This is a genomic window from Bradyrhizobium sp. GW821-FHT13H06, assembly GCF_058803975.1.
This window is the reverse complement of sequence record NZ_JBXAPN010000011.1, coordinates 108,689-129,866: the sequence shown is the minus strand read 5'-3', so window position 1 is coordinate 129,866 and position 21,178 is coordinate 108,689. Positions and strand designations below refer to the sequence as shown.

Genomic DNA, 21,178 nt, shown 5'->3' with positions numbered 1-21,178 from the left:
CGCTCCGGGCCTTCATCCTTCGAGACGCGCGCTCAGGCGCGCTCCTCAGGATGAGGGGATAGTCTGCAGGATGTGGCGCAATGGCAAGTCCCATTTGACTTGCCATTCGCTTGTCTTCTCCTTGTCTAAAGCGTCGGTTTTGCGACGTCGCCGAGATAGCCGTGCAGGGACGCCACGACCTGCGCGCCCTCGCCGATGGCGCCGCCGACGCGCTTGACCGAGCCGGAGCGGACGTCGCCGACGGCGTAGACGCCGGGCACGGAGGTTTCCAGCGGCGCCACCAGCTTGCCCTGGTTCTGTTCGGACTGCGCACCTGTCACGACGAAGCCGCCGCGATCGAGCGTCACGCCGCAGCCGTCGAGCCAGGAGGTGGCGGGATCGGCGCCGACGAACAGGAAGAGATTGCGGATGTCGGCAGAATCCTCGTCGTCCGACAACCGGCTCTTCCAGCGGATGCGCCGCAGCAGCGAGGCCTCGTCGCCCTCGAGCGCGGTGATCTCGGTGTTGAACATCAATTCGATGTTCGGCGTCGCTTCGATGCGCTCGATGAGATAGCGCGACATGCTGGCGCCCAGGCCGCCGCCGCGGATGATCATCAGCACGCGTCTGGCATGGCCCGAGAGGAACACGGCGGCCTGCCCTGCCGAATTGCCGGCACCGACGAGGGCCACCTCCTCGCCGGCGCAGAGCCGCGCCTCGACCGGCGAGGCCCAGTACCAGACGCCGCGTCCCTCGAACTTGTCGAGGTTCGCGATGTCAGGCCTGCGATAGCGCGCGCCGCTCGCGACCACCACCGCGCGCGAGCGCAGGGGATCGCTGCCCTCGAGCGTTACCGAAAATGCGCCATTCCCGCGCGTGCAGTCCAGCGACTTCACCGTCACCGGAATCATGATGTCGGCGCCGAATTTCTGCGCCTGGGTGAACGCACGCGCGGTCAGGGCCTGGCCCGAGATGCCGGTCGGAAAGCCCAGATAGTTCTCGATCCGCGCGCTGGCGCCGGCCTGGCCGCCGAAGGCGCGGGTGTCGAGCACCGCGACCGACAGCCCTTCGGACGCGGCATACACGGCGGTGGCGAGCCCTGCGGGTCCGCAACCGACGACCGCAACGTCGTAGATGCGGTCGCCCTTCGCGCCGCCGATCATGCCGATGGCGCGCGCGAGCTCGGTCTCGTTCGGGTTGCGCAGCACCGCGCCATCGGCGGTGACGACCAGCGGCCAGTCCTCGGGCTTCGGCAAATACCGCGCGATCAGTTCGGCCGCATCGCGATCGCGATCGGGGTCGAGCAGATGATGCGGCTGGCCGTTGCGGGTGAGGAACCCCTGCAGCCGCACCACGCCGGCGGAGTTCGACGGCCCGATCAGCACGGGACCACCGGCGCCGTCCTGGATCAGATTGACCCGGCGCAGGATCAGCGCCCGCATGATGCGCTCGCCGAGCTCGGCCTCGGCGACCAGCAGCGCACGCAGCCGGTCCGGCGGCAGCAGCAGCGTCTCGACATCGCCCTCGGCGCGGCCGTCGACCAGCGCAGGCCGGCCGGAGAGCTGGCTGAGCTCGGCCAGGAATTGTCCCGGCCCCTGGTCGATCACCGGGGTGACGTGACCGAGCCCGTCGCGCTGGGTGATCGCGACAAGGCCCTTCAGCACGACGAACATGCCGGGGCCGGGCTTGCCGGTCTCGAACAGCAACTCGCCATCCACGAAGGTGCGGATTTCGCCGAAGTGCCTGATCCGCTCGATCTCGGCGGGTGACAGCGCCGGAAAGGTCTGCTCGGGGCGAATGAAGCGCGACAGCTGCGCGTCACGGTCGGTTCGTTGCGGTTCGTCCTGCCCCATGGCCACCTCATGCACTCCAAAAATTCCAGCCGCCCGCCTTCAATGACCGGTCTTGCCGGCGGCCCCCTCATTTAGGGAACCATCGTCGTTCTGCGAGGGGTCGGTGCTTGCGGCGCGTTCGCGCGCCTGCACCTTCCGCCGCTTCAGGTTCTCGCGCAGCGCCGATTTCAGGCGGTCGTCGCGGGACGGCCGCGCCGGGCTCGCGCTCTTGTCGTTCTGGTCGGTCATCAAGGGTCCATTCACGGAAATCGGGGACAGGATGCCACCGAAGTGTGGCAGCTCAAGAGGCCGACGCGATCCGATCGTGCGAAACGCGAAATGGAGCAAGTCCAGCGTCCCGGGCAACTGGCCAGTTGGCCGGGATATCGAGCCCCGAATCGGCGGGAAGTCGGTGATTTCCCATCAAATGGGGCATTTTGGCCCCGATATCGGCTCGATTTTCTCGTTTCGGCGGGGCTTGCAAGCTTGCACAGGAGGGGGGCTTGTGGCAGATATCGGCCCGCTTGGTAGGCCCCCTCGGGCGCCCGATTCTTTCACCAGCACATGCTGCCGTAGCTCAGTGGTAGAGCACTCCATTGGTAATGGAGAGGTCGACAGTTCAATCCTGTCTGGCAGCACCAGCTTCCCCCATTGAAGCGAGCCTTATTGAAACAAGCCTTGCGCCTGGCCAGCGAGCCCGCAACTCCCCGGATGCCATCGTGATCAAACGTTCCCTGCCCTATGAAGGACTGCTCCACGAGATCGTCGAGCATAACGGCGTGCTCTATCTCGGCGGCATCGTTCCCGAGGACGTGAGTGTGGACATGGCAGGCCAGGCCGACGATGTGCTTCGACAGTTGAAGACGCTGCTTGATGGGGCCGGCTCCGACCTTTCCTGCGTTCTGCAAGTGACCATCTTCATGTCTGATCTCGCCGACAAGGCGGCGTTCAACCAGGTGTGGAAGCGCTATTTCACCGCGGACCATCTGCCGGCGCGTGCCGCCATCGGCGTCGCGGACCTCGGCCCAGGCGTCAGGCTGGAGCTGACGGCGATCGCCGCCCGCCGCTGATCCTCGAGCGGCATCGGCGAGGCGAGAAAGCTCGGTCATTCCTGCGCTCACACATGAAGCAGCGTTCTCGCGGCGCGAAGCGTCCGAGTTTTGCTGTTTTCCTTGACCCTCTCCAAGTGAAGAGAGCGCAGGGAAGGCCGGGTGCCGGCTGGCACCCATGATCCGCCGCGCGAAGAATTTGCACACGCAAATGCGCAGGCGGGACGACAGGTGGGCCGGAAAAACACCCGGCCTTCCCTGCGCGATGGTTTGACGGCTTATGCGCGCTCTCCCCGGAGCCGAGTTCCTTCTGGCCTCCGTCACCTCGCGAATTGGCGATGTCCCGAGACCCGGTTGAGCCCCGACCCATCTCCGCAAGACTTGACCGTAGCAACGACGGTCAGGACCACGCGCTTTCGCCGTACGCAGCCGGCCCGGCTCCGCCCGAGGGCTTCGCCGGACTTGAGCGCCGTTCGTCCGCACGCAGTCGGGGGCCTCACGAGGTTCATCTCGCCCTGGTCCCACTTCGCGTGCCCGGCGCTGCCGCGTCCACCGCACCCCGGCCCACGTTCGTGACGACGTACGATCGCCCCTCTCCCTGGACCGGGATGGCGGGAGAATGCCGCAAAACCGAATTTCGGTAAAGTGGAATATTTTCGTGGAAGGGGGTTGACGGGATTTTGGGAGAGGCGGGTGTTTTGCCCGACGGGTCAAAAGTCGTTGCGATCGATATCCGCTTGCGGCGGCGCTCTTCGCAAAGATGCAGTCACGCTGTCCTTTTGACCCCTGAATTCATGGTGATAATGTCGTAACCTGCGGTCCGTCCGGGAGGACACCATGGAATGGTTTGACCGGCTGTTTGGAAGGACGTCGTCACCTCCGACCCGGCTCTTTGCGAGATTCAGGCGGAGGGCACCGACTGATCCCGACCTTCTGAAAATCGCCAAAGACCGGAAAGGGCATGTTTCGCGAAGAGCCGTGCGAGATGAATATGATCGGCTGGTCTTGGAGAAGTACGCGCACGATAAGTCGTGATTTCCAGGACCCATCGAGCCTTGCTCAGTGGCGAAACATGATGGTTTCGCAACAGCTCTAGCCGTCCTGCGCACCATCGATCGAGCCACCCACCTGCAGTGTTGCGAACCGCTCATCCGCCCGTCGCAGCCGTCGGCAGAGCTCGCGGTTGATGTTCTGCAGGACGATCACATAGGCGTGGATATCTCTCTTGTAGCAGGCGTAGAGCTTCTGGGCCGTCAGCTCGTACAGTTCGGTCGCGCTCTCCGCGACCACCGTGGCGGAGCGGTTCTGCATTTCGATCAGCGTCATCTCGCCGAAGAAATCGCCAGGCTCCAGGCCGGAAAGCGGAATGACGCTGCCCGAACCGGCCCGTTTGCTCACCGCCAGCCGACCGGATTTGACGATGAACATCGAGCGTCCCGGCTCGCCCTCCGCGACGACGGTTGCTCCGGCATCGAAGCGGCGCTCGACCAGCATTGAAATCAGGAGGTCGAGGCTCGGCTCCGGGAGACCGCCGAAGAACGGTGTGGCGAGCAGGAACGCCTTCAGATCGGGAGCGCTGGCGGCCATTACGCAAAGATACGGCCCCTCGCCACCTGCGGCAAGCAGAGTGCACCGACGCTGACGCCGCCCAATGAGTGAGGTCCAATGTGCTCGAACAGGGAGGTCTGCGACGCGCGGTCAATTCCGCGCGGTTCACTGCCGCGCAACACTCTCGCCGCGCAACGTCCGCCGTCTCCAGAGGTCAGCCATGACCTTCGCAGCCGCCGCAAGCACAAGCGCGCAAAGCGCCGCTTTCGAGATCGTTTCCATCGTCCCCTCGATCAGCAGGCAATGCACCACGCTGCCTGCGACGATGACGATCGCAAGCGGAATGTGGACGATGCGCCAGGTCCGCAGCCGCAGTCCCAACCGCCGACGCAGCAGAGCCAGCAGCGCGACGATGAAGATGGCCCACATCGCGGTCACGCCGAAGGGGGAGAACGGCGTCGGCGATGCGTAGGTCAGGGCATCGATCATGTCGGGCGGGCTGGTGAACCAGAGGCCGGCGACGTGGATCACCACCACGAGCACCAGCGCGCCGCCGATCCAGTGATGGGCGCGCCGTCCGCGATAGGCCGGCAGGCCCGGCAGATATCCGCCGATCAGCAGGGGTTGCACGAGCACGAGAGCGAGCGCGACGATGCCTGCGAAACCGGCGAGGATGTAAACCGGGCCGCGCCATGCGAGCTGCTCGCTTGCCGCAGCCGCGGCGATCGGCACGCCAATGGCCAAGGCAAGGGCGGCCCAGATCAGGATCGCCCGGGCCGATCTCCATCCCCTCATTTGCAGAGTCGGCTCAGGCCGGCTGCAGCACGAAGTGCGCCTCGAGGCTGGTTTCCTTGGCGCTCCGCATCACCGGCCGCAGGAAGACGGTCCTGAATTCACCACTGTCATAGGCGAGATGGCCGTGCGGCTGGCCGAAGATCGGAATAATCTGCGGCATCTCGAGCCGGAACTTGCCGTCCTTGTCGGTGAGCGTGGCGCCGTGGCTCTGCGGTTCGTGCTCCTGCCCTTCGACCGTGTGCGCCCAAATCTGGATGCGCTGCCCGGCGAGCGGAGCACCATCGCCGGCGCGGCGCACCGTGCCGCTCATCCAGAAGCCGCCCTTGCCGATCCGCTCCACGGTCGCCGCGCCCTTGCGGTAGTTGTTCGCCCCGCCCGACATCGACTGGGTCGGTGCGAGGCCGTCCGCGCGCGCCGGCACCAGGAGGCCGGGGAAGGCTGATACCAAGGCCCCGGTTGCGAGGACGGAGCCGCCGGCGGCGAGGAGGCTGCGGCGGTCGAGTACGACGTTGGTCATGTCAGTTCCTCCCGGCAACGGGGCTCTTGCTCGCGCAAGCTACAACAACAGGCGCAGAACGCCCAGTTGAGACGAAGGGCGCCATAGGTCGCAATAACAGTGTTGTGATCCGGGGCAGTCGCGGCTCATGGCGGGCAGGATGGGTCGCGTGGTGGAGAACCCACCAGCCCTGGTGACGAAACGTGCGAGGGCTCTACCCATCCTGCGCGCTGCCACTACATGTCTTTCCTCAAAACGCGCATGATCGCGCAGCCCTCCACACCGGCAGCCCCCCATATGATCCCCTTTTCCGTGCTCGACCTCGCTCCCATCCGCCAGGGCGGCGATGCGGCGCAGGCTTTCCGCAACTCGCTCGACCTTGCCCGGCATGCCGAGGCGTGGGGCTACAAACGGTTCTGGCTCGCCGAACATCACAACATGACGGGAATCGCGAGCGCGGCGACGTCGGTCGTGATCGGGCATGTCGCGGGCGGAACCAAGACGATCCGCGTCGGCTCCGGCGGGATCATGCTGCCGAACCATTCGCCGCTCGTCATCGCCGAGCAGTTCGGCACGCTGGAATCGCTCTATCCCGGGCGGATCGATCTCGGGCTCGGCCGCGCGCCGGGCACCGACCAGTTCACGGCACGGGCGCTACGGCGCGACCTCGCCACCACCTCCGAGAATTTTCCGCATGACGTGCTGGAATTGCAGGCGCTGCTCGGCGACGTGCAGCCGAACCAGGCGATCCGCGCCGTGCCGGGCATGGGGACCAAGGTGCCGCTGTGGATCCTGGGATCGAGCACCTTCGGCGCGCAGCTTGCCGCGATGCTCGGCCTGCCGTTCGCGTTCGCCTCGCATTTCGCGCCGCAGATGATGATGCCGGCGCTGCGCGAATATCGCGCGCGGTTCGAGCCCTCTGCGCAGCTCGACAAGCCCTATGCGATGATCGGCGTCAACGTGTTCGCCGCCGACACCGACGACGAGGCGCAGCGGATGTTCTCGTCGCTGCAGCAGCAGTTCATCAATCTGCGCCGCGGCACGCCGGGGCCGCTGCCGCCGCCGGTGGACGACATGGACGCGCTGTGGTCGCCGGCGGAGAAGGCCGGCGTCGGCCAGTCGCTGTCCTGCTCCGCGGTGGGCTCGCCGGCCGTGGTAGAAGAGAAGCTGAAGGCGCTGATCGCAGCGACCGGCGCGGATGAACTGATGACGACGGGGCAGATCTACGACCACGCCGCGCGGCTGCGCTCGTTCGAGATCGCGGCCGAGGTGCGGGACCGGCTGGCGGTGCAGCCGGCGGTGTGAGCAGGCCCGACTTTTACGACGACGGAGGTGCGCTCCCTCCCCCGCTCGCGGGGGAGGGTTGGGGAGAGGGTATCTCCGCAATGGGACAATCCCCAAGAGGAGAGAGCCCTCACCCCAACCCTCTCCCGCACGCGGGAGAGGGAGCGCACCGTCTTCCGAGCGAGCTTAGAGCCTTCTAATCCGGAAAGCCGAACAGCTTGGCCGGATTGTGCACCAGGATCTTCTCAAGCTCCGCCTGGTCCGGGGCGTAGCGATACATCAGCTCGAGCAGATCGGCATCGTTCGGCGGCTGCTTCACCGAGACCGGATGCGGCCAATCGCTGGCCCAGACGCAGCGATCGGGAGCGGCCTCGATATAGGCGCGCGCGATCGGGATCACGTCGTCGTAGGGAGCCCCGGTCTTCGAGGTCTTCTCGCCGAGCGAGAGCATCACCCAGAAATTGCCCTTGCCGAGCAGCTCGAGCATCTTGCGCAGGTTCGGATCGGCCTTGCCGGCTTCGGGATCGGGGCGCGCCATGTGGTCGATCAGCACGGGCACGTCGAGCGTCTCGTACTTGGCGACGCTCGACATGATGCCGTCCTTCTCCGGCTGGATCTTGGCGTACCAGCCGAGCTCGCGGATGCGCGCGATCGCGCGGGCGAAATCGGCATCGGACAGCACGGCGCCGAGTTCCTGGCGGAAGCTGAAGCGCGCGCCGCGCACGCCTGCATCATGCAGTTTGGCGAGGTAGGAGTCGCTCGCCTCGGCGAACACCAGCGCATTGGCGCAGCCGCGATAGTTCGGCCCCATCGCAGCGAGACCGTCGAGCACGACGGCATGGTCGGCGCCGTAGGTCGTGGTCTGCACGATGATGCCGCGCTCGATGCCGAGCGCCTTGTGCATGCGCAGCGCCGCTTCCCAGGTCGCGGTCGGCATCCGATAGGCGGCGCCGGGACGCTCTGGATATTTGTCGATGGGACCCAGCACGTGAAACTGGCTGTCGACGGTCTTCGGCGGCGGCGCCTTCACCGGGCGGCGCGGATTGGGATCGAACGGCAGATAGGTCGGCATGCGCAAAACTCCTCAGTCGATCACGGCGGTGAAGTCGCACTGCACCAGCGCGCCGCCGTCCATGTTGTCCATCGGCAGCGCGTGGCGCGCCGGGCGCGAATGCTCGTCCGGAAACATCTTGAGCCACTCGACATTGACGGGGCCGCGCTGCGTGCGGTCCTTCAGCCACACCGTCATCTTGATGATGTCGTCGGTGGTGCCGCCCGCGGCCTCCACCGTCGCCTTCATGTGCGCGAACATGTTGGCGCACTGCTCGTCGAGACTCTCCGGCATCGTATTGCTTGCGGGGTCGCGGCCGAGGATGACGCCCGACATCACGAGATTGCCGATGCGGCAGGCGTTCGGAATCGGATTGACGTGCTTGAAGCCGCCGATGTGGATGCTCTTGCGCCGCGTTTGACCCGTCATGGTGCGCTCCCTGCTTGTTGTTGGTTCAGACGAACTGGCACGACACCGAGCCGAACGTGCCATAGTCGGCATGAAACGTGTCGCCGCGGCGGATGTCGACGGGCCGCGTGAACGATCCCGCCAGCACGACCTCGCCGGCGGCGAGATGCTCGTCATGCGGCGCGAGGCGGTTGGCGAGCCAGGCGATGCCGTTGGCGGGATGATTGAGCACGCCGGCGGCAAGCCCGGTCTCCTCGACCTCGCCGTTGCGGAACAGCAGCGCGCCGATCCAGCGCAGATCCGCATCCATCGGGCGGATCGGCCGGCCGCCGAGCACCAGCGCGGCATTGGCCGCATTGTCCGAGATGGTGTCCATGACCTTGCGCGTCTTGCCGGTCTCGGGATCGACGCGATGCATGCGCGTCTCCAGGATCTCCAGCGCGGGCGTGACGTAGTCGGTGGCGTTGAGCACGTCGAAGATGGTGCAGTCGGGCCCGCGCAGCGGTGCCTTCAGCACGAAGGCGAGCTCGACCTCGATGCGCGGCGCGTGAAAGCGGTCGAACGGAATCGGCGTCGCATCGGCATAGAACATATCGGCGAACAGCACGCCGTAATCGGGCTCGGAGATGCCGACCGCGTTCTGCATCGCTTTCGAGGTCAGGCCGATCTTGTGGCCCTTGATGACGCGGCCGCGGCCGAGCTGAAGCCTGGTCCAGGCGCGCTGCACGGCGTAGGCGTCCTCGATGCTGAAGTCGGGGTACTCCTTCGTGAACATCGGGATCAGCGTCTTGGTGCGCTCGGCCTCGTCGAGACGCGCGGCAAGGCGTTCGATCGTCGCAGCATCCTGCATGATCTATTGCTCCGCCGCCACGGTGTTGCGCAGCACGCCGATGCGGCTCGACTCGACCTCGACGACGTCGCCGACCTTCAACCAGCGCGGCGGGTCGAAGCGGGCGCCCGCCCCGGTCGGCGTGCCCGTCACGATCATGTCGCCGGGCTTGAGCGTCGCGAAGGTGGAGAGATAGGAGATCAGGACATCGAACGGGAACATCAGCCGCTCGGTGGTGTCCTGCTGCCGGACCTCGCCGTTGACGCGCGTGATGATGTCGAGCGGCCCGCGCGGATCGAGCTCATCCGCAGTGACGATCCACGGACCGATGCTGCCGGAGCGGTCGAAATTCTTGCCCTGCGTGACGTTGAACTTGCCGTGGCGCAGCCAGTCGCGGATCGTGCCCTCGTTGCACAGCGTCATGCCGAAGATGTGCGACCACGCCTGTTCACGCGGGATGTGGCGGCCGCCCTGCCCGATCACGATGACCAGCTCGCCCTCATAGTCGAGCTGGTCCGAGACGTTTGGCTTCTCGATCGGCTGGCCCGAGCCGGTCATCGAGGACATGCTGCGCACGAACAGGCTGGGATATTTGGGCAGGTCCGAATTGTCCTTATATTCGGCGTTGCGCTCGGCGTAGTTGACGCCGATGCACCAGAGCTTTTCAGGCGCCAGCACCGGCGGCAGCAGGACGAGTCTTTCCAGCGGGTAGTCGGGCTTCTGCCCGGCCGCCGCTTCCTGCGCATCGGACAGCGCGTTGGCTGAGATCAGCGCCTTCACATCGGAGAAGTCGCGGCCGATCCGCTTCGTCAGATCGATCACACCGCCTTCGACGGCAGCACCATAGCGCGGCTCTCCGTCCAGGAGATAGCTCAGGAGTCGCATTTTATTTCCTCCAATGATCTTGAGGCAGCTGGGCCCGAGACAGACCCGCGCGCTCAGTCTTTCGACTTGGGCGTCTGGAACACGGTGTTCAGCGTCACGATCTCGCCGAGACGGGCGTAGCGCGGCCCGCCGATCCGCGCGATCGGGTCGAGCGCCCTGGTCTCGACCTTGCCGTCGTTCACGAGGCCGTCGCGCAGATGAAACATCACAACCTCGCCGACGATCAGCCGGCTGCGGGCCTCGCCGAACTCGAGGCACTGCCGGAAGCGGCACTCCATCGCGACCGGCGCGGCGGCGAGCCGCCGCACCTTGATGAGGTCGCAGGGCAGCGTCTCGAGTCCGAGATGCTCGACCTCGCTGATTTCAGGCGGATGCTCGACCGAGCTGTCGTGCACCGCGGACATCAGAGGCGTGTCGGCGATGTGGATGACGTATTCCTCGGTATCGAGGATGTTGTGCGCGGTGTCCTTGTAGTCGGCGCCCTTGCGGCCGACGCTGATAGCGAGCATCGGCGGCTTCTGCGAGACGAAGGTGAAGGCGCTGAACGGGGCGAGGTTGAGCACGCCGCTCCGCGACAGGCTCGTCACCCAGGCGATCGGGCGCGGCACCACGATGCCGGTCATCAGCCGGTAGATGCGCTCGGCGCCGAGCTCGGCGGGATTGATCCGCATCGATCAATCCGCCCTGATGTTGGCCTTGCGCACGACCGGAATCCACTTGGCGTCCTCGCGCGCGAGATAGGCCTTGAATTCGTCCGGCGTCATCGGCGTCGCTTCGCCGCCGAGCTTCTCGAACTTGTCGATCACGGCGGGATCTTTCAGGATCGCAACCAGCGTCTCATGCAGCTTTTCGACGACAGGCGCCGGCGTGCCCGCGGGCGCGAACAGGCCGGTGAAGGTCTGGCCGTCGAAATCCTTGTAGCCGAGCTCGGCGAAGGTCGGCACGTCGGGCAGCGACTTCAGCCGGTGCGGGCTGGTGACCGCGAGCGCGCGGAACAGGCCGGCCTTGATGTGCTGGAGGCTGACCGTGAGCTGGTCGAACGCGAACTGGACCTGGCCGCCGAGCAGATCGTTGATCGCAGGCGCGTTGCCGCGGTAATGCGCGGTGACCCACTGCAGCTCAAGGTTCGACTGCATGAGCTCGCTGAGCAGGTGGTTGGTGGTGCCGGGGCCGGGCGAGGCCATGGTCAGCTTGCCGGGCTCGCGCTTGGCGAGATCGATGAACTCCTTGAAGTTCGTCGCCTGCACCGACGGATGCACCTCGAGCACCAGCGGCGTCATCGAGATCGTCGAGATCGGGAGGAAGTCCTTCTTCCAGTTGTAGGCGTCGCGCTTGTTGATCTCGGTCGCGAACAGCACCGGGCCGTTGGCGCCGACGAACAGCGTATAGCCGTCGGGTGCCGACTTCGCGAAGGCCTCGCCCGCGATCATGCCGCCGGCGCCGGCCTTGTTCTCGATGATGAAGGGCTGGCCGAGCTTTTCCTGCAGCTTGTCGGCGACGATGCGCGCGGCGCTGTCGACATTGCCGCCGGCGGGATAAGGCACGATCAGCTTGACGTTGCGCGCCGGCCATTGCTGGCCCGACGCCGGCCCCGCCAGCATCGCAGTGACGGCGGCTATGGCAATCCAGATTAATCTCATGTTAACCTCCCGGCAGCGCTACAAACTCACTTCGAATGCCTGACGTTTCGCATGGCATTCCGATCGGAGCGCAATCTCCAGATGCGCGCTTGCCCTGTCGAGGGAATTATGGCGTTCTTGTCCATATTATGGACAAGAGGCGTTCAACGAAATCCGCCCGTGGCGCCGCGGAACCGCGACAGGGCGCGCAGGCGATCCGGCGCGCGCTCGCGGTGCTGCGCATCCTTGCCGCAGGCCGCGAAGACGGTGTGCCATTGGCCGAGGTGGTCCGGGCCACCGGCCTCACCCGCCCGACCGTGCATCGCATCGTCCACGTGCTGATCGAGGAAGGCATCGTCGAGCGGCATGGCAGGAGCGGCCGCTACGCCATCGGCAACCAGGTGCCGGAGCTGGCGCTCGCACGGCCGCGGCCGTCGCGGCTGCTGGTCGCAGCAAATCCGTCGCTGCAGCGCGCGTCCGCCGAGATCGGCGACACGCTGTTCCTGACGGTGCGCACCGGCAACGACACGCTGTGCGTCGATCGCCGGATCGGCGTCTATCCGATCCAGGTGCTGTCGATCGAGATCGGCGCGCGCCGGCCGCTCGGCGTCTCCAGCGCAGGCGTCGCCATCCTTGCCGCAATGCCGGCGCAGGACGCGCGAAAGATCGTTGCAGCCAACGAGAAGCGGTTCGAGGCCTACCAGACCGACGTGGGTGCCGTGACGAGCCAGGTCACCGCAGCACGGCGGCGGGGCTACAACATGAGAGAGATCGGCCTCGTGCAGGGCACCAAATCGATCTCGACCTGGATCAAGACCCCGGACGGACAGCCGACCGCCGCGATCACGGTCTCCGCCGTTCGAACCAGGCTCGGCCCCCGCCGCGAGCAGGAGGTCGCGGAGATTCTGTTACGGGAGGCGCGCGCCATCGAGCAGGCGATCCGGGGCTAGGCGGCGTTGTCAATGGGCTGACGCGGCGCGCCGTTTTATGGCACAAGAGCCGCCATCGCCGACCGACCAACGAGGCCACGCATGCCCGCGCCAAAACCGCCTGCTTTCGAGACCCTGAGCCTGCATGCGGGCCAGCATCCGGATCCCGTGACCGGCGCCCGGGCGGTGCCGATCTACCAGACCACGTCCTACGTGTTCCAGGATTCCGATCACGCCGCGGCGCTGTTCAACCTGGAGCGCGCCGGCCACATCTATACCCGCATTTCCAATCCGACCACGGGCGTGCTCGAGGAGCGGCTTGCGGCGCTGGAGGGTGGCGTCGGCGCCATCTGCACCGCGAGCGGCATGGCCGCGCTGCATCTGGCGATCGCCACGCTGCTCAATGCCGGCGACCATATCGTGGCGTCGAGCTCGCTCTATGGCGGCACCATCAACCTCTTGGCGCACACGCTGCCCCGCTTCGGCATCACCACCACTTTCGTCAAGCCGCGCGATCTCGACGCGTTCCGCAGCGCCATCAAGCCGAACACCAAGCTCGTGATCGGCGAGACCATCGGCAATCCCGGGCTGGAGGTGCTCGACATTCCCAAGGTCGCTTCGATCGCGCATGACGCAAAGATTCCGCTGCTGATCGACAACACCTTTGCCACGCCCTATCTCAGCCGCCCGATCGAGCTGGGCGCCGACATCGTCATGCATTCGGCGACCAAATGGATCGGCGGCCACGGCATCGCGATCGGCGGCGCCATCGTCGACGGCGGCCGCTTCGACTGGCGGGCGTCCTCCAAGTTCGGCGTGCTGACCGAGCCCTATGGCGGCTATCACGGCATCGTCTTCGACGAGCAGTTCGGCACGGCGGCCTTCATCATGCGCGCGCGCACCGAGGGCTTGCGCGATTTCGGCGCCTGCCTGTCGCCGACCAACGCGTTCCAGCTGCTGCAGGGCGTGGAGACGCTACCCGTGCGCATGGACCGCCACATGCAGAACACGCATCTCGTGCTGGAAGCACTCAAATCCAGCAAGGCCGTCGACTGGGTGCTGCACCCCTCGCTGGAGACGCATCCCGACTATCAGCTCGCAAAGACTCTGCTGCCGCGCGGCGCCGGCTCGATCGTCTCCTTCGGCATCAAGGGCGGCCGACCGGCGGGGCGCAAGTTCATCGAATCGCTGCGCATGATCAGCCATCTCGCCAATGTCGGAGACGCCAAGACGCTGGTGATCCACCCGGCCTCGACCACGCATCAGCAGATGGATGCCGAGCAGCTTAGGGACGCCGGCATCGGCGAGGAGCTGGTGCGGCTGTCGGTCGGCATCGAGACGGCAGGCGACATCATCGACGATCTCGCCCAAGCGCTGCGCATTTCGCAAAAGGTCTGACGCCATGAAGCTCTCCGTCAACGGCACTGAAGTGTTTGCGGCAACCGGCGGCCGCGACTTCGACAAGTCGCTGCCCGCGGTCGTCTTCATCCACGGCGCCGGCTTCGACCATTCCACCTGGGCGCTACACACGCGCTGGTTCGCTCATCACGGTTTTACCGTGCTGGCGCCCGACCTGCCCGGCCACGGCCGCTCCGCCGGGCCTTCACTCGGCAGCATCGCGGAGATGGCGGATTGGACCGCGGCGCTGCTGGATGCAGCAGCCGCCACGAAGGCGCATCTGATCGGCCATTCCATGGGCTCGCTGATCGCACTGGAGACGGCGGCGCGCCATCCCGACAAGGTCGCCGCGCTCAGCCTGATCGGCACCGCCGCGACCATGACGGTCGGCCCGGATCTCTTGAAGGCGGCCGAAGCCAGTTCGCAGGATGCAAACGACATGGTCTCGATCTGGGGTCTCGGCTTCAAGGCCGAACTCGGCGGCAGCCTCGCGCCGGGCCTGTGGATGCATGGCGGCGCACAGGCCGTGCTTCAGGCCTGCGAGCCCGGCGTGCTGTTCAAGGATCTGTCGGCCTGCAATGCCTACACGAATGCGCTTGCCGCCGCGGCGAGCATCAAGGTGCCGACGACATTGATCCTCGGCGAGCGGGACATGATGACGCCGGCGAAGGCGGGCAAGGCGCTTGCGGCCGCGATCCCGCACGCGAAGACCGTCGTGGTGCCCGGCGCCGGCCACATGATCATGGCCGAACGTCCGGACGAGCTGCTGGCGGCGCTGAGGAACTGACTGGATCGATCTTCTGCCTTGCGCGTTGCGGTGAGATATCCCTCTCAATCAAGAAGGGGAACTCGACCATGCCAAGACAGGAAGTCATTCGTAAAGCCAGGCAGGACAAGCGCGCCGGCAAATCGCCGAGCACGCAGGCCGGCGAATTCGTCAAGGACGAGATCGACAGGATCAGGAAGGGCAAGCACGGCGCGCGCTCGACGAAGCAGGCCATCGCCATCGGCCTTTCCGAGGCACGCCGCGCCGGTGTCGATCTGCCGCCGCCACGCAAGGGGCGCACCAGGAAGGCGACGCTCCGCAGCGCCAAATATGCCTATGAGGTCGGCCAGGGCAAACGCACGCCCAAGCGCCGCCCGCGCGTCTCGCGTGCGGTCGAGAACGTCCTGAAGAAGGAGCCGCGCTCGACCGCATCACGCAGTGCGCTGTCGAAGCAGAGCAAGCGGGCCGCGAGCCGGCGAACCGCGGCGTCACGTTCCACCGCTGCGCGCAAGGCGAGCCGCACCAAGGGCGCCAAGGTCCGCTCCGCCGCCGCAAAGAAGGCGGCGCGCACCAGGGCGCGCCGCAGGAGCTGATCAGTCGCGCTGCTTCAGGAGCCCGGCGTCCATTTCCAGACGATGTCGGACACGTTGACCGGCTTCGGGATGAGGCCGAGCTTTGCAAAGCGGTCGGCAACCGCTTGCTGCGTCTTGATCACCTCCGCGTCGAGCGGCACCACGCTGTAGGTCGAGCGATTGACGAAGCGGCGGACAGCCTCGATGTCCACGCCCGTTGCCTCGGACTGCGCCTTCGCGACCTCCTCGTGATGCGTCTCTGCCCACACGCCTTCGGAGGCGAAGCTGGCGTTGAGCTTGGCGACCAGCGAGGGATACTTTTCGACGAAATCCGTGTTGGCGATGTAATAGGCGTTCGGCTTGTGGACATCCTTGTCGAAGGCAAGAACGCGCGCGTTCTCCTTCAATTCCGCGAGCGCCAGATAGGGATCCCAGATCGACCAGGCCTCGACCGAGCCTTTCACGAAGGCCGCTGTTGCGTCCGCCGGCGCGAGCGGCGCCGGTGTGATGTCGGACCAGGACAGGCCGGCCTTCTCGAGCGAGGCAACGAGGAGATTATGCGCACTGGATCCCTTGCCGAAGGCGACGCGCTTGCCTTTGAGATCGGCGAGCGTCTTGATCGGTGAATCCTTCGGCACCACGATCGCCTGTGTGTTGCCTTCCGATTTCACCGCGGCAACGTAGCGGATCTTGGCGCCGCCGGCCTGCGCGAAGATCGGCGGCGTATCGCCAACGAAACCGAAATCGACGCTGCCGACATTGATCGCCTCCAGCAACGGCGGACCAAACTGGAAGTCGATCCACTTGATCTCGATACCGAGCGGCTTGAAGGCGTTCTCGAGCGTCTGGCGCTGGCGCACAGCCGGAAAGAACCCGCCCTTCTGCGTGCCGATGCGGATTTCCGCCGGCTTGTCCGCGGCGCGCACGGGGGCGGCGACGGCGGTGGCGATGAGCAGCGCTGCGGTCAGGATATGTCGTCGTGGAATCATGTTGCGGTCCTTTCGGTGAGATCAGCTGGCGAGGAGCGGGGAACTCGCGCGACGGCTCCGCTGCGAGAGCACGGCGCGTGCGGCACGTTCGGCGTCGCGGGCCGAACGGAACTGGCGGCCTTCGAGACTGTCGAACAGGCGCTCGGAGGAAAAGAAGCGAAAACCGCGCTCATCTCGCGTGATGATGCCGGCGGCACGGTCGTGGATTTCGATGATGTAGGCATTCGACGGGGTCTGGGACATGACTGCTCGTTCGCCGAAGTCTCGGCGTTCCTGTTTGGGGATGTTCGATGTGAGGTGCTGCTAGGAGGCGGTCAGCAACGACAACAGGCGCCCGTTGCCGCGGAGAAACAGCGCCGCGTCATGCACGCATGCATGTCGCCTTGGTTACGCTGGTGATCCATTCTCATATCGCGGCATCAAGCTCGAGGAGCAGTTTCGATGCTCCGAATATCGAGCGGTTGTCACGATCGGTCAATGAAATGGCTATCCATATTTACGGCCGGCGCGCTGGGGCGCTTCTCTCGGCGGAAGCACTGGCAGACGGATTCATCTCGCGATGAGTTCATCACAGGCGCACGGGCGGCATGATACGCTTCTGGAGCCAAAACGCACGCAATTCGGGAGGTCCAGAGATGGCTGATGATCTGAAGGGGCGCACCGCGCTCGTGACTGGCGGCTCGCGCGGAATCGGCGCCGCCGTCTGTCGCGCGCTGGCCCAAGCGGGCGCCGCCGTGGCGATCAATTGCCGCGAGCGGATCGGGCAGGCCGAGCAGCTGGCTGGCGAGATCGGCAAGCAAGGCGGCCGCGCCATCGTCGTCGCCGCCGACGTCTCGCAGCGCGAGGCCGTGGCCGCAATGGTCGAGCGCGTCACGGCCGGGCTCGGGCCGATCGACATCCTCGTCAACAATGCCGGCATCGCCATCACGCGCGGCATCGACGATCTCACCGAAGACGATTTCGACCGCACCATCCTGGTCAACCTGAAATCCGCCTTCCTGTGCACGCAGGCCGTGTTGCCGTCGATGCGATCAAGGAAGTGGGGCCGCATCGTCAACATTTCCTCGGGAGCAGCGCGCGGCGCCGGCTCGATAGGCCCGCACTACAATGCGTCCAAGGCCGGCATGGAAGGCCTCTCGCGAGGCTATGCCGCGCGGCTGGTGAAGGAGGGCATCACCGTCAACGCAGTGGCGCCGTCGCTGATCGAGACCGACATGATGAGCGGCCAGCCCCAGCTCGTCAGCCGCATCCCGCTCGGCCGCTTCGGCACGGCAGAGGAGGTGGCGAAAGCGGTGATGCTGCTGGTCGACAACGCATACATGACCGGACAGACCGTGGCGCTCAGCGGCGGGATGGCGTTTAACTAGGTAAGCAGCTGGTCTCCTTCACCTCTCCCCGCTTGCGGCAAGGCTGTCGCATATGAGCTCTTGGCAGGGCCTGAGCGCGCGCCTCGTCCTTCGAGACGACCGCTTTGCGGTCTCCTCAGGATGAGGCTAAGTGACATTGGAGCCCACCGAAACTGCTGCCGCGCACTCCGTCCTCATCCTGAGGGCCCGCCAACGGCGGGCGTCTCGAAGGATGGACACAGAGAAAACGCTCCCATTAGCGATGGCCCCGCACAAGAAGGGGAGAGGGTGAGAAGAATCACCACATCGTCGCGGCCGCGCGTTCGGGCCAGATGCGGTCGTACTCCGCGCCGCCGACCTTGTTCTCGCTCATCTCGGCGAGGATCTGGCCGGGCGTCGGCAGCGTTCTTGGATCGACGCGCTTGTCGGGATTCCAGAGGTCGGAACGCACGATGGCGCGGGCGCACTGGAAGTAGATTTCATCGACGTTCATCACCATGACGCTGCGCGGCGCCTTGCCTTCAACCTTGAACGAAGCCAGCAGCGCCGGATCGATCGAGAGATGCGCGCGACCATTGGCGCGGACGGCGTTGCCGGAGCCGGGAATCAGGAACATCAGCGACACCCTGGGATCGCGCACGATGTTGCGCAGGGAATCGACCCGGTTGTTGCCGCGGCGGTCCGGCAGCATCAGCGTCTTGGGATCATGGATGCGGACGAAGCCGGGGAGATCGCCGCGTGGCGAGCAATCGATGCCTTCGGGCCCGATGGTGGCGAGCGCGGCAAACGGCGCCTTCTCGATGAAGATCCGGTAGAGCGGCGTAACGTGGTCGGCGACTTTCACGGTCGAGGCGTCATTGGTGGCGCCGTAGATGGCTTCCAACTGTTCGACCGTTTCGATCACCGTCATTCCGTTCTCTCCTGGTCGCATCGGCAGCTATTCCTGCCAGCATTCATTCCTGATCACGCGCGCGAGCTGGCGGCCATGATAGTCCGCGCTGCCGGCGTTGAGGATGGTGACGTCGGCCCGCACCGACGCGTCGTCAACGCTGCGCGACAGCCGCTCGGCGATGTTTCCGTCGCTGTGCCGCGCCCGCGCGGCAAGCCGCTGTGCCAGCACGTCGGGCGGCGCCGTGATCGCAACGACCACGACGTTGACATAGGCTCGGCGCAGCGCGGCGATCACCGTGCGCGAGACGTTGGCAACGACGGCTCGGCCGGCCCGGATGTCGTCGTTGATCTCGAGTGGCAGAGCATAGGAGTGCCCGTGCGCCTCCCAATGCACGGCAAAATCGCCGTGCTCCCGCACGCGACGGAATTCTTCCTGGCTCACCGCAATGTTGTCCTCGTCCGCAGAGGACTCCCGCGTCACGACCCGGCGCGGGAAGCTGATGTCGGGATCGTCGGCGCAGGCCGCTTGCGCGAGCCGCAGCAAAGTGTCCTTGCCTGCGCCGCTGGGACCGACCACGAGCACAAGTCGCCCGGGGCCGATCGCCCCCCCCTCGTCCTGCGCCGTGGTCACGGTCTCGCTCATGCGACGCGGTTCCCTTCGCGCCAGACGCTGCGGACGACGGGAACGCTGCCGGCAACGTGCACACGGATCAGGTCGGCGCGCTTGCCGGTCGCGATCTCGCCGCGGTCGGTGAGGCCGACCGCCTCGGCGGGCGCTTTCGTCACGGTGCGAACTGCCGCCGGGAGGCTGATTGCCGGCACATGCTCCGGCAGTTGCAGCGCGCCCATCAGGAGGCTTGAGGGGATGTAGTCCGACGACAGGATGTCGAGCAGGCCTTCGCGGGCGAGATCGACCGCAGCGATGTTGCCGGAGTGCGAGCCGCCGCGCACGACGTTGGGCGCGCCCATCAGGATGTCAATGCCGGCCTGGTGCAGGCCGCGCGCGGCCTCCAGCGTGGTCGGGAATTCCGCCACCGAGACACGATCGCGCACGGCGTCCGCGACGTTCTCCTCGGTGGTGTCGTCGTGGCTCGCCAGCGGAATCTTGTACTGATGCGCCAGCGCCACGATCTCGCGCATGTTGTTCGCCGCATATTGCTTCTGATACTCGAAGCGCTTTGCGAACAGCTCGTCGAGCTCGGCATCGGTCTTGCCGCCGCCCTTGCCGCGATAATAGTCGCGCAGCTTGACCTCGTCGCGGAACTGGCGCTGGCCGGGCGTGTGATCCATCAGCGACATCAGCTTGACGTCGGGACGGTCGATCAACTCCTTCGCTTCCTCGACCACGCTCGGCATCGGGATCTCGCAGCGCAGGTGCAGGAAGTGGTCGGCACGCAGCAGGCTGGCGTCGCGCGCAGTCGTGATCGCGGCGGCGAGCACGCCGGCGCGACCATCGACTTCCTCGGCGCCGTCCTCACGCCAGACCCGGAGCGAATCGAAAACCGTGGTGATGCCCGAGGTCGCGAGCTGGCCGTCATAGGAGATCACGGCGGCGACCGGATTCCAGAACACCTTCGGCCGCGGCACGTAATGCGCTTCGAGGTGGTCGGTGTGGAGCTCGATCAGGCCGGGCATGATCAGGTCGCCGCCCGCGTCCTCGGCACCTGCAGGCGCCCTGCCCTCGCCGATCTCGGCGATGCGTCCGTCGGCAAGAGCGAGCCAGCCCTGTTCGATCACCCGGTCGGCCAGCACGATCCTGGCGTTGGCAATGACGGCATCCTTCGGCTTGGGGTTCATTTCCTCTTCCTTCAGGCCGCTGCAGCGAAGCTGGCGACATCGACGATGCGGTCCGCAATCAGATGACGGATTTCGTCGTCATGGACAATAGCGACCATGGCGACGCCCTGACGCTTCTTTTCAGCGACCAGCTCGACCACGACGGCGCGATTGGCGGCATCGAGCGAGGCGGTGGGCTCGTCCAGCAGCAGGATCGGCAGGTCCGAGATGAAGCCGCGCGCGATGTTGACGCGCTGCTGCTCGCCGCCGGAGAATGTGGCGGGCGGCAGTTGCCAGAGCCGCTCGGGGATGTTGAGACGATGCAGCAGTTCGCCGGCGCGCGCCTGTGCGTCGGCACGTGCCATGCCGTTCACGATCAGCGGCTCGGCGACGACGTCGATGGTGGCGACGCGGGGCACGGCGCGCAGGAACTGGCTGACATAACCGATCGTGGAGCGGCGGACGTTGAGGATCTGCCGCGGCTCGGCGGCGGCGAGATCGATCACCGCGCCGCGATGACGGATGCCGATGCGGCCGCTATCGCAACGGTAGTTGCCGAAGATCATCTTCAGGATTGACGATTTGCCGGCGCCCGACGGCCCCGACAGCACGACGCACTCGCCGGGATTGACTTGGAACGTCACGCCGCGCACGACCGGCAGCTCGATGCCGCCCTGCAAGTGCATCGTAAAGGTCTTCTGGGCGTCGGCAACGTCGATCATGGCGGTCATCGAAA

24 protein-coding genes and 1 tRNA gene are annotated in these 21,178 nt (G+C 66.0%); 8 read left to right on the top strand and 17 right to left on the bottom strand.

Translation table 11 applies throughout. The annotated features are described in order from the left end of the window. Positions 1-125: 125 nt before the first annotated feature. On the bottom strand, positions 126-1,832 hold the full coding sequence (locus tag AC1RQP_RS33550) for an FAD-dependent oxidoreductase (protein WP_492941367.1): 1,707 nt from the start codon (positions 1,830-1,832) through the stop codon (positions 126-128). A gap of 39 nt (positions 1,833-1,871) precedes the next feature. Further along, positions 1,872-2,060, bottom strand: coding sequence for a hypothetical protein (locus tag AC1RQP_RS33545; protein WP_492941365.1), 189 nt, complete (start codon positions 2,058-2,060; stop codon positions 1,872-1,874). A 317-nt stretch (positions 2,061-2,377) separates the two neighbouring features. On the opposite strand from AC1RQP_RS33545, the gene AC1RQP_RS33540 reads away from it, so the two are divergent. Both AC1RQP_RS33540 and AC1RQP_RS33535 read left to right on the top strand, forming a co-directional pair. Then, positions 2,378-2,452: transfer RNA gene (locus tag AC1RQP_RS33540), tRNA-Thr, on the top strand. Positions 2,453-2,530: 78 nt separating this feature from the next. Then, positions 2,531-2,881, top strand: a complete 351-nt coding sequence (locus AC1RQP_RS33535) for a RidA family protein (RefSeq protein ID WP_492941363.1) — start codon at positions 2,531-2,533, stop codon at positions 2,879-2,881. A 1,071-nt stretch (positions 2,882-3,952) separates the two neighbouring features. Here the strand turns inward: AC1RQP_RS33535 and AC1RQP_RS33530 are convergent. From AC1RQP_RS33530 to AC1RQP_RS33520, 3 genes are all read right to left on the bottom strand, one after another. Continuing rightward, positions 3,953-4,447: a Crp/Fnr family transcriptional regulator gene (locus tag AC1RQP_RS33530; RefSeq protein ID WP_492941361.1), complete on the bottom strand. Its 495-nt coding sequence runs from the start codon at positions 4,445-4,447 to the stop codon at positions 3,953-3,955. Between the two features lie 126 nt (positions 4,448-4,573). After that, positions 4,574-5,203: a ferric reductase-like transmembrane domain-containing protein gene (locus AC1RQP_RS33525; RefSeq protein WP_492941359.1), complete on the bottom strand. Its 630-nt coding sequence runs from the start codon at positions 5,201-5,203 to the stop codon at positions 4,574-4,576. A gap of 13 nt (positions 5,204-5,216) precedes the next feature. After that, complete coding sequence (locus AC1RQP_RS33520) at positions 5,217-5,720, bottom strand: peptidase associated/transthyretin-like domain-containing protein (protein WP_239627684.1); 504 nt, start codon at positions 5,718-5,720, stop codon at positions 5,217-5,219. Between the two features lie 276 nt (positions 5,721-5,996). On the opposite strand from AC1RQP_RS33520, the gene AC1RQP_RS33515 reads away from it, so the two are divergent. Continuing rightward, positions 5,997-7,004, top strand: coding sequence for an LLM class flavin-dependent oxidoreductase (locus AC1RQP_RS33515; RefSeq protein ID WP_492941356.1), 1,008 nt, complete (start codon positions 5,997-5,999; stop codon positions 7,002-7,004). 175 nt (positions 7,005-7,179) lie between these two features. On the opposite strand, the gene AC1RQP_RS33510 is transcribed toward AC1RQP_RS33515, so the two are convergent. The 6 genes from AC1RQP_RS33510 to AC1RQP_RS33485 are packed head-to-tail and all read right to left on the bottom strand — an operon-like array spanning position 7,180 to position 11,796. Beyond that, positions 7,180-8,055, bottom strand: a complete 876-nt coding sequence (locus AC1RQP_RS33510) for an amidohydrolase family protein (RefSeq protein ID WP_492941354.1) — start codon at positions 8,053-8,055, stop codon at positions 7,180-7,182. A 12-nt stretch (positions 8,056-8,067) separates the two neighbouring features. Then, positions 8,068-8,463, bottom strand: coding sequence for a RidA family protein (locus AC1RQP_RS33505; protein WP_492941352.1), 396 nt, complete (start codon positions 8,461-8,463; stop codon positions 8,068-8,070). 25 nt (positions 8,464-8,488) lie between these two features. Further along, positions 8,489-9,292 carry a 2-oxo-hept-4-ene-1,7-dioate hydratase gene (gene hpaH / locus AC1RQP_RS33500; protein ID WP_492941350.1) on the bottom strand — a complete coding sequence of 268 codons (804 nt, stop codon included), beginning with the start codon at positions 9,290-9,292 and terminating at the stop codon, positions 8,489-8,491. 3 nt (positions 9,293-9,295) lie between these two features. Beyond that, a complete protein-coding gene (locus AC1RQP_RS33495) occupies positions 9,296-10,156 on the bottom strand; it encodes a fumarylacetoacetate hydrolase family protein (protein ID WP_492941348.1) in 861 nt (286 codons plus the stop codon). Between the two features lie 53 nt (positions 10,157-10,209). Beyond that, positions 10,210-10,827: a flavin reductase family protein gene (locus tag AC1RQP_RS33490; RefSeq protein ID WP_492941346.1), complete on the bottom strand. Its 618-nt coding sequence runs from the start codon at positions 10,825-10,827 to the stop codon at positions 10,210-10,212. 3 nt (positions 10,828-10,830) lie between these two features. Continuing rightward, positions 10,831-11,796, bottom strand: coding sequence for a Bug family tripartite tricarboxylate transporter substrate binding protein (locus AC1RQP_RS33485; RefSeq protein ID WP_492941344.1), 966 nt, complete (start codon positions 11,794-11,796; stop codon positions 10,831-10,833). Between the two features lie 128 nt (positions 11,797-11,924). On the opposite strand from AC1RQP_RS33485, the gene AC1RQP_RS33480 reads away from it, so the two are divergent. The 4 genes from AC1RQP_RS33480 to AC1RQP_RS33465 all read left to right on the top strand — a co-directional run bounded on the left by AC1RQP_RS33480 (position 11,925) and on the right by AC1RQP_RS33465 (position 15,461). Then, positions 11,925-12,725, top strand: coding sequence for an IclR family transcriptional regulator (locus AC1RQP_RS33480; RefSeq protein ID WP_239627697.1), 801 nt, complete (start codon positions 11,925-11,927; stop codon positions 12,723-12,725). Between the two features lie 81 nt (positions 12,726-12,806). Beyond that, positions 12,807-14,102, top strand: coding sequence for an O-acetylhomoserine aminocarboxypropyltransferase (locus tag AC1RQP_RS33475; protein ID WP_492941342.1), 1,296 nt, complete (start codon positions 12,807-12,809; stop codon positions 14,100-14,102). A gap of 4 nt (positions 14,103-14,106) precedes the next feature. Beyond that, positions 14,107-14,889, top strand: a complete 783-nt coding sequence (locus tag AC1RQP_RS33470) for an alpha/beta fold hydrolase (protein ID WP_492941340.1) — start codon at positions 14,107-14,109, stop codon at positions 14,887-14,889. 68 nt (positions 14,890-14,957) lie between these two features. After that, complete coding sequence (locus AC1RQP_RS33465; RefSeq protein WP_492941338.1) at positions 14,958-15,461, top strand: DUF6496 domain-containing protein; 504 nt, start codon at positions 14,958-14,960, stop codon at positions 15,459-15,461. Between the two features lie 14 nt (positions 15,462-15,475). On the opposite strand, the gene AC1RQP_RS33460 is transcribed toward AC1RQP_RS33465, so the two are convergent. Further along, positions 15,476-16,429 carry an aliphatic sulfonate ABC transporter substrate-binding protein gene (locus AC1RQP_RS33460; RefSeq protein ID WP_492941336.1) on the bottom strand — a complete coding sequence of 318 codons (954 nt, stop codon included), beginning with the start codon at positions 16,427-16,429 and terminating at the stop codon, positions 15,476-15,478. Between the two features lie 21 nt (positions 16,430-16,450). Then, entirely contained in the window at positions 16,451-16,672 is a 222-nt protein-coding gene (locus AC1RQP_RS33455) for a hypothetical protein (RefSeq protein WP_492941334.1), read from the bottom strand. A gap of 392 nt (positions 16,673-17,064) precedes the next feature. On the opposite strand from AC1RQP_RS33455, the gene AC1RQP_RS33450 reads away from it, so the two are divergent. Then, a complete protein-coding gene (locus AC1RQP_RS33450; RefSeq protein WP_492941332.1) occupies positions 17,065-17,796 on the top strand; it encodes an SDR family NAD(P)-dependent oxidoreductase in 732 nt (243 codons plus the stop codon). 277 nt (positions 17,797-18,073) lie between these two features. Here the strand turns inward: AC1RQP_RS33450 and AC1RQP_RS33445 are convergent, their stop codons facing one another. The 4 genes from AC1RQP_RS33445 to phnL are packed head-to-tail and all read right to left on the bottom strand — an operon-like array spanning position 18,074 to position 21,173. Next, positions 18,074-18,685: a pyridoxamine 5'-phosphate oxidase family protein gene (locus AC1RQP_RS33445; protein WP_239627709.1), complete on the bottom strand. Its 612-nt coding sequence runs from the start codon at positions 18,683-18,685 to the stop codon at positions 18,074-18,076. 27 nt (positions 18,686-18,712) lie between these two features. After that, entirely contained in the window at positions 18,713-19,309 is a 597-nt protein-coding gene (gene phnN / locus AC1RQP_RS33440; RefSeq protein WP_239627711.1) for a phosphonate metabolism protein/1,5-bisphosphokinase (PRPP-forming) PhnN, read from the bottom strand. Next, entirely contained in the window at positions 19,306-20,463 is a 1,158-nt protein-coding gene (locus AC1RQP_RS33435; RefSeq protein WP_492941330.1) for an alpha-D-ribose 1-methylphosphonate 5-triphosphate diphosphatase, read from the bottom strand. Before AC1RQP_RS33435 ends, phnN begins: the two co-directional genes overlap by 4 nt. Before the next feature lie 11 nt (positions 20,464-20,474). Further along, positions 20,475-21,173 (bottom strand): phosphonate C-P lyase system protein PhnL, encoded by a 699-nt coding sequence (gene phnL / locus AC1RQP_RS33430; protein ID WP_492941328.1) that lies wholly within the window; start codon positions 21,171-21,173, stop codon positions 20,475-20,477. Positions 21,174-21,178 lie beyond the last annotated feature (5 nt).

What these genes read in the sequence shown, in the direction of transcription:
- AC1RQP_RS33550 (WP_492941367.1), bottom strand. Translation starts at nt 1,832, where the DNA reads ATGGGGCAGGACGAACCGCAACGAACCGACCGTGACGCGCAGCTGTCG.
- AC1RQP_RS33545 (WP_492941365.1), bottom strand. Translation starts at nt 2,060, where the DNA reads ATGACCGACCAGAACGACAAGAGCGCGAGCCCGGCGCGGCCGTCCCGC.
- AC1RQP_RS33530 (WP_492941361.1), bottom strand. Translation starts at nt 4,447, where the DNA reads ATGGCCGCCAGCGCTCCCGATCTGAAGGCGTTCCTGCTCGCCACACCG.
- AC1RQP_RS33525 (WP_492941359.1), bottom strand. Translation starts at nt 5,203, where the DNA reads ATGAGGGGATGGAGATCGGCCCGGGCGATCCTGATCTGGGCCGCCCTT.
- AC1RQP_RS33520 (WP_239627684.1), bottom strand. Translation starts at nt 5,720, where the DNA reads ATGACCAACGTCGTACTCGACCGCCGCAGCCTCCTCGCCGCCGGCGGC.
- AC1RQP_RS33515 (WP_492941356.1), top strand. Translation starts at nt 5,997, where the DNA reads ATGATCCCCTTTTCCGTGCTCGACCTCGCTCCCATCCGCCAGGGCGGC.
- AC1RQP_RS33510 (WP_492941354.1), bottom strand. Translation starts at nt 8,055, where the DNA reads ATGCCGACCTATCTGCCGTTCGATCCCAATCCGCGCCGCCCGGTGAAG.
- AC1RQP_RS33505 (WP_492941352.1), bottom strand. Translation starts at nt 8,463, where the DNA reads ATGACGGGTCAAACGCGGCGCAAGAGCATCCACATCGGCGGCTTCAAG.
- hpaH (WP_492941350.1), bottom strand. Translation starts at nt 9,292, where the DNA reads ATGCAGGATGCTGCGACGATCGAACGCCTTGCCGCGCGTCTCGACGAG.
- AC1RQP_RS33495 (WP_492941348.1), bottom strand. Translation starts at nt 10,156, where the DNA reads ATGCGACTCCTGAGCTATCTCCTGGACGGAGAGCCGCGCTATGGTGCT.
- AC1RQP_RS33490 (WP_492941346.1), bottom strand. Translation starts at nt 10,827, where the DNA reads ATGCGGATCAATCCCGCCGAGCTCGGCGCCGAGCGCATCTACCGGCTG.
- AC1RQP_RS33485 (WP_492941344.1), bottom strand. Translation starts at nt 11,796, where the DNA reads ATGAGATTAATCTGGATTGCCATAGCCGCCGTCACTGCGATGCTGGCG.
- AC1RQP_RS33480 (WP_239627697.1), top strand. Translation starts at nt 11,925, where the DNA reads ATGGACAAGAGGCGTTCAACGAAATCCGCCCGTGGCGCCGCGGAACCG.
- AC1RQP_RS33475 (WP_492941342.1), top strand. Translation starts at nt 12,807, where the DNA reads ATGCCCGCGCCAAAACCGCCTGCTTTCGAGACCCTGAGCCTGCATGCG.
- AC1RQP_RS33470 (WP_492941340.1), top strand. Translation starts at nt 14,107, where the DNA reads ATGAAGCTCTCCGTCAACGGCACTGAAGTGTTTGCGGCAACCGGCGGC.
- AC1RQP_RS33465 (WP_492941338.1), top strand. Translation starts at nt 14,958, where the DNA reads ATGCCAAGACAGGAAGTCATTCGTAAAGCCAGGCAGGACAAGCGCGCC.
- AC1RQP_RS33460 (WP_492941336.1), bottom strand. Translation starts at nt 16,429, where the DNA reads ATGATTCCACGACGACATATCCTGACCGCAGCGCTGCTCATCGCCACC.
- AC1RQP_RS33455 (WP_492941334.1), bottom strand. Translation starts at nt 16,672, where the DNA reads ATGTCCCAGACCCCGTCGAATGCCTACATCATCGAAATCCACGACCGT.
- AC1RQP_RS33450 (WP_492941332.1), top strand. Translation starts at nt 17,065, where the DNA reads ATGGCTGATGATCTGAAGGGGCGCACCGCGCTCGTGACTGGCGGCTCG.
- AC1RQP_RS33445 (WP_239627709.1), bottom strand. Translation starts at nt 18,685, where the DNA reads ATGACGGTGATCGAAACGGTCGAACAGTTGGAAGCCATCTACGGCGCC.
- phnN (WP_239627711.1), bottom strand. Translation starts at nt 19,309, where the DNA reads ATGAGCGAGACCGTGACCACGGCGCAGGACGAGGGGGGGGCGATCGGC.
- AC1RQP_RS33435 (WP_492941330.1), bottom strand. Translation starts at nt 20,463, where the DNA reads ATGAACCCCAAGCCGAAGGATGCCGTCATTGCCAACGCCAGGATCGTG.
- phnL (WP_492941328.1), bottom strand. Translation starts at nt 21,173, where the DNA reads ATGACCGCCATGATCGACGTTGCCGACGCCCAGAAGACCTTTACGATG.